The sequence below is a fragment of the Anaerosporobacter sp. genome (assembly GCF_031551385.1).
GTDB lineage: Bacteria > Bacillota > Clostridia > Lachnospirales > Lachnospiraceae > Anaerosporobacter.
The window spans coordinates 1-5,161 of sequence record NZ_JAVBNS010000177.1 but is presented as its reverse complement, the minus strand read 5'-3'; the positions used below and the strand labels follow the sequence as shown (position 1 = coordinate 5,161).

Annotated in this window: 4 protein-coding genes; all 4 read right to left on the bottom strand. The window is 34.0% G+C overall.

The genetic code is table 11. The features are described 5' to 3' along the window. Positions 1-14 precede the first annotated feature (14 nt). Positions 15-1,196: a C40 family peptidase gene (locus RMR19_RS14320; protein WP_310604177.1), complete on the bottom strand. Its 1,182-nt coding sequence runs from the start codon at positions 1,194-1,196 to the stop codon at positions 15-17. A gap of 248 nt (positions 1,197-1,444) precedes the next feature. After that, the gene (locus RMR19_RS14315; RefSeq protein WP_310604176.1) at positions 1,445-1,786 is read right to left on the bottom strand and encodes an arsenate reductase family protein; all 342 of its coding nucleotides are present in this window, start codon (positions 1,784-1,786) and stop codon (positions 1,445-1,447) included. 276 nt (positions 1,787-2,062) lie between these two features. Continuing rightward, complete coding sequence (gene spoIVA / locus RMR19_RS14310) at positions 2,063-3,538, bottom strand: stage IV sporulation protein A (protein WP_310604175.1); 1,476 nt, start codon at positions 3,536-3,538, stop codon at positions 2,063-2,065. 144 nt (positions 3,539-3,682) lie between these two features. After that, positions 3,683-5,161 (bottom strand): hypothetical protein (locus RMR19_RS14305; RefSeq protein WP_310604174.1); only part of this gene is annotated, 1,479 nt, incomplete at its 5' end.

Genomic DNA, 5,161 nt, shown 5'->3' with positions numbered 1-5,161 from the left:
CTTGTATCATCATATTAGTCATTAATATATCTTACTGCCTTTACAGGTGTACGATAATACATATTACTAATCTTAATACCACTTCTTGGATTACTTGCATGGATTACTTGACCACCACCAATATACATAGCTACGTGGTTAATTCCGCCACCATTGCTATAGAATACTAAATCACCAGGTTTAACGCTTGAAGTAGGAATTGTTCTACCACTTGCAGCTTGCGCACGTGATGTTCTAGGAATGCTATAACCAAAGTGTTGATATATTCTCATTGTGAAACCAGAACAGTCAGTACCACTTGTTAAACTAGTACCACCCCATACATAACGGTTTCCTAAGAATTGTTTTGCATATGAAACCATGTTTGCACGAACAGAAGATACACCATTTGTACCTGCTTCTACTTCTTCAACAAACACACCTTTTGCTAATTGGTAAGATAAGTCTACATATTCTTTTGCTACATATCCTTTATCATTATCGATTACAACTTTAACCCATTCATCAGTTACTTTTTTAACTTCAAGTTCTTCACCTTCCGGAACTAAAGTTAAACAAGTTGATTCTTTATCTGCTTCTTCACGAACCTTTAAAGTCGTTGTGTTAACAGTTGCAACAATCATACCAACTTCTTTTGCAAGTTCTTTCGCTTTATCACCTGTTACAAGGTATTCGGCTGAAACATATCCAGTAACTTTACCAGATTTAATCTTAGCCCAACCATCATCTGAAATACTATAAATCTCACATCCAGCATTCTTAGGAAGTTTACCAATAATCTTTTGGTCTTCACCTGGACCTTTACGGATGTTAAGATAATTATTAACATTTGCAATACCTAAGTTCTTATAATTAAGAGTAATTGCATCTTCTTTTTCTTTCTCTGTTGCTTCTGCTTCTGATTTTACTTCTTCAGGAGCTTCTTCTGTTATTTCATCTGAAGTGTCATCTACAGCGATATCCTCTGACCCAGTTTCTACCTCAATATCAATATCTTTCATTAATGCACCAGCAAAAACAATTTCCTTTGCTGAACTCTTTGAAGAATAGTAATCATCTAAAGAAACAGAAATACCCGCTACTGGTTCTTCTGTAGTATAGGAAACTGCACTCATTCCAACTGCGCTAACAGCGATTGTAACTGCTCCTGCAATACAAAGTGTTGAAATTTTAAGCACTTTCTTGTTAAAGTTCATATTACGCCTCCTGAACGCTTCTCGCTTTGAAACTTTCGAATCGTCTATTTTTATTTGTTACGTAATTGTTAAATTTATTACATGGATATTATACCAATACGTATCAAATTTGTCAACTCTATGTCAAAACTTTTTAAAATCCATGCCAAGAACGTACATTTTTACCATAACCAATAATTTACTAGGACTAATGGACTACATAAATGTTACGAAATAAATACATAGTTTTTATGCGTTCTTCCTGTATTTCATTCCCAATTTTTCCAAACATCAGGCTCATAGCCTACAGTTGCTTTTTTCCCATTTCTAACAATCGGTGTTTTGAATAGTTTCGGATTCTCTAATAACTTTTCTTCCTTATCTTCTTCTGCAAGGTATTTGATTAATAGATATGTCTGTTGGTCTTTTGTGTTTTCATCAATTAGCTTGTCCATACCACCAACTGCTTGTTTAACACTATTGTACTCACCTTTACTCATTCCCTTTTGTGCCATATCTATAAACTGAAAAGCGACTCCTCTTTCCTTAAAATAACGCTGTGCCTTCTTTGTATCAAAACATTTTGATTTACCAAAAATCTGTATATTCATCAATAAACCCATGCATATCACAAACTTTCTTATGATACTGCTCAAATAAGTATGGTTGAAAGAATCAACGAGCTGCATGATTCCTTTCCTTTTATTTTCTTTCAACATGATATCCCATATTGTTTTAATTATACGGAATATTGGTTTAGAATGCAATAAAAACGGCTATAAAGGTACTTGGAATAAAACAGTAACAAAGAAACTGCTGAACTAATAAGTAGTAACCTATTAATTCAGCAGTTAAGCAGGAGATATATAAACACGCACAAACAAACATTATATGATAATACAGATTAATCCACCATTACTATCATTAATAACCTTCTGTAATGTCTCTTGAAGCTTCACTTGACTTTCATCATTCATATTATGAACCTTATTATTGATACCCTCATCAACAAGCTGTTTAATGGATTTACCAAATATATTCGTATCCCAAATTCCTTCTGGTTCTTCCTCTGCACTTTCTTTAATGTAGTTAATTAAATCATTTGCTTGCTCTTCACTGCCGACAATTGGAGCAATCTCTGTTTCGATATTAGCACGAATCATATGGATAGAAGGAGCAACTGCTTTGATTTTAACACCATATTTGTTACCATGTTTAATTACTTCTGGCTGTTCAATGGATATCTCGTCACGCATAGGGGTAACAACACCATAGCCTTTATAACGAACTTCCTCCATAGCATTACCGACTTTAGAATATTCATTCTTCATCGCTGCTAATTCACGCAATGTGGCAATGAGTTGATACTCTCCTTCAATTGGTGTACCAATAAGGTCACTAAGAATCTGGTAATAGTATTTGTCATCGAAATCTACGAAAATCTTAACGCTACCATCTTGCATTGATACTTTGTCAATCTTACAACGTTTTATGTATTCAGAATTGCATTGCACATTTTCTGATTTTGCGTCACGAACAAGACTAATTTTTTTCATAATCTCTTTCACGCCATTAATCAAATCCAGTTTAAGCCAGTGTGATTGTGGTAACATCTCAACCCATTTTGGAATGAAGAAATCTAATTCTGCAATTGGGAATTCATTAAGTATCGCTTCCATAATTGCATTGATATCGTCTTTTCTTAACTGTTCACAATTCACAGGCATAACTGCAACATTATATTTTTCCATAAGATTCCCAGCAAGTGCTCTTGTTTCATCAGAATAAGGTTTGTTCGTATTAAGTAGCACAATAAAAGGCTTATTGATTTTCTTTAACTCCGCAATCGTTTTCTCTTCCGCTTTCATATAGTTCTCTCTGGATAGATCACCAAAACTTCCGTCTGTTGTAATCACAACGCCAATCGTCGAATGATCACTAATAACCTTTTGTGTTCCTAGTTCTGCTGCCTGTGTGAAAGGAACTTCGTAATCAAACCAAGGTGTCTTAACTAAACGTTCTTGCTCATTTTCTATATGGCCAGATGCTCCATCTACCATAAATCCAACGCAGTCAATTAAGCGAATGTTCACTTTTGTTTCCTCTGATAGATTAATTTGTGCCGCCTCTTTGGGAATGAACTTTGGCTCTGTAGTCATGATTGTTTTGCCAGCCGCGCTTTGAGGTAATTCATCAATAGCACGTTCCTTACTATGTACATCTTCAATATTCGGAATAACTAGCAAATCCATAAACCGCTTAATAAATGTTGATTTACCTGTTCTAACAGGACCAACTACACCTATGTAAATATCACCGCTTGTTCTTTCCGCTATGTCTTTGTAAATATTAAAATTTTCCATGTCAGTGCTCCTCCTAGATTTAAGTGAATGGATACCATTTAACTCATACTTAAAATTTGTAATATATTCATATATTATGCAAGGATTACGTTTTTATGATAAGTATCTAGGAGGATTTCATGAAATAACATAAATTCTTTTGAATTAACCTCTGAAAACATGAGACAAGTTCTTTAATCTTTGATATCCACTACGTAGCGGTTTTGTCAATCGAATAGAGCGGGAGGTCAATAATTGATCCAATTTCTTTTTTAACTGTGTATTATTACTTTTTAGTTTATTCATCATTCTGGCATCATTTGCAGTTGATAATAGATATTCTAATGTTGATTTCTTAATAACAATATAATCTTCATCTGCTGCCTTATTCGTGTGGTCTATAATACAAAGAGATTGTCGCATCTCCGATTTTAGCTCATAATATCTAGGAATCACACACTGTTCCGGTGATAACATAAATATACCCGACTTTAATATAGTAGATTTTCCATCTAGTTGAACTTCCTCCATACCGATAAGATACATTCGAATTCGTTCACTAAGTGATAGATAACCCATCTGTTCAAAACATTCTTCTTCATAACTAGCTAAGATTGCCTTCCAGATTGGATGCCCTTTTCGCGCGCCAAAGAAACCTGTTGATATCGTAGTTCTATCTTCAAATCCAATAACGCTCTCGTAACATCCAAGCCCATCTAACGTGTCTAATAAGCTCGTATCTTGTCCAATATAGTATCCACCTGTTTTTACAATGGATTTTACAGCAAAGTATTCTTCAACAAATTGAAAATTCCCCTCAGAAAATGCTTTTTGTACAATAGCATTTTCTGTTATATGACATGTCATAGAATTTAATAGATACCGATTTCCAAGCTCTTTAAAACTATTACCCTCTGGCAACATAATATGTTCTTGCGTATCATCTTGATGAAATGCACCGATATATAAAATTCTTGGTATCGCATCCACTCTAAGATTTGAAATGCTTTCGAACAGATTTGACGATGATGGATATACCTCTGAAAACAAATTACATCGTATAGAATTTTTATATTTCTTAAAAATAGGCAATATTTGATTACTATATAACCAATAGTTCTGTGTTAGCTGTATTAATTCCAATCCTATTCTCGTGAATATATATTCCCATTTGTCAATTGCGCCTTGTTCAAAGTGTTGTTTTGGAATACGCTCTCTTTGCAGTCGTATACACCACTGTAATGTCTTTTCAATTCCCATAATAGACGAAGCAAGATTGGACTCTTTATATTTGCATATAACTTGGGACTCTTGTAGTATCTGATGGAAAAGAACAGCATTACAACTATAGATACCATCACAAGAAGATATTATCCTTAATGATAATCCATATGTATTCCAAATGTTTGTATCTATGAAATTTTGCTCACTTTGTCCTGCTTCTAGTTGAACAAATTCCTCTAGTTTGCGTCTTCGAATAATTTTATTAAATAGAACGAGTTCTCCTTTTAATATATATTTATAAGAAATGTCATCTGCTTGTCGTTTGTCTTTGAGTCCAAGCAAAGAACCATTTTCATATTGCTTATAACCACCATATACAAGATCTAATTCCTGTTCTTTCGTTGCTTCCTCATATAAAGT

Bases quoted from the DNA above. Each gene is read 5' to 3' on its own strand.
- spoIVA (WP_310604175.1), bottom strand. From the start codon at position 3,538: ATGGAAAATTTTAATATTTACAAAGACATAGCGGAAAGAACAAGCGGT.
- RMR19_RS14315 (WP_310604176.1), bottom strand. From the start codon at position 1,786: ATGAATATACAGATTTTTGGTAAATCAAAATGTTTTGATACAAAGAAG.
- RMR19_RS14320 (WP_310604177.1), bottom strand. From the start codon at position 1,196: ATGAACTTTAACAAGAAAGTGCTTAAAATTTCAACACTTTGTATTGCA.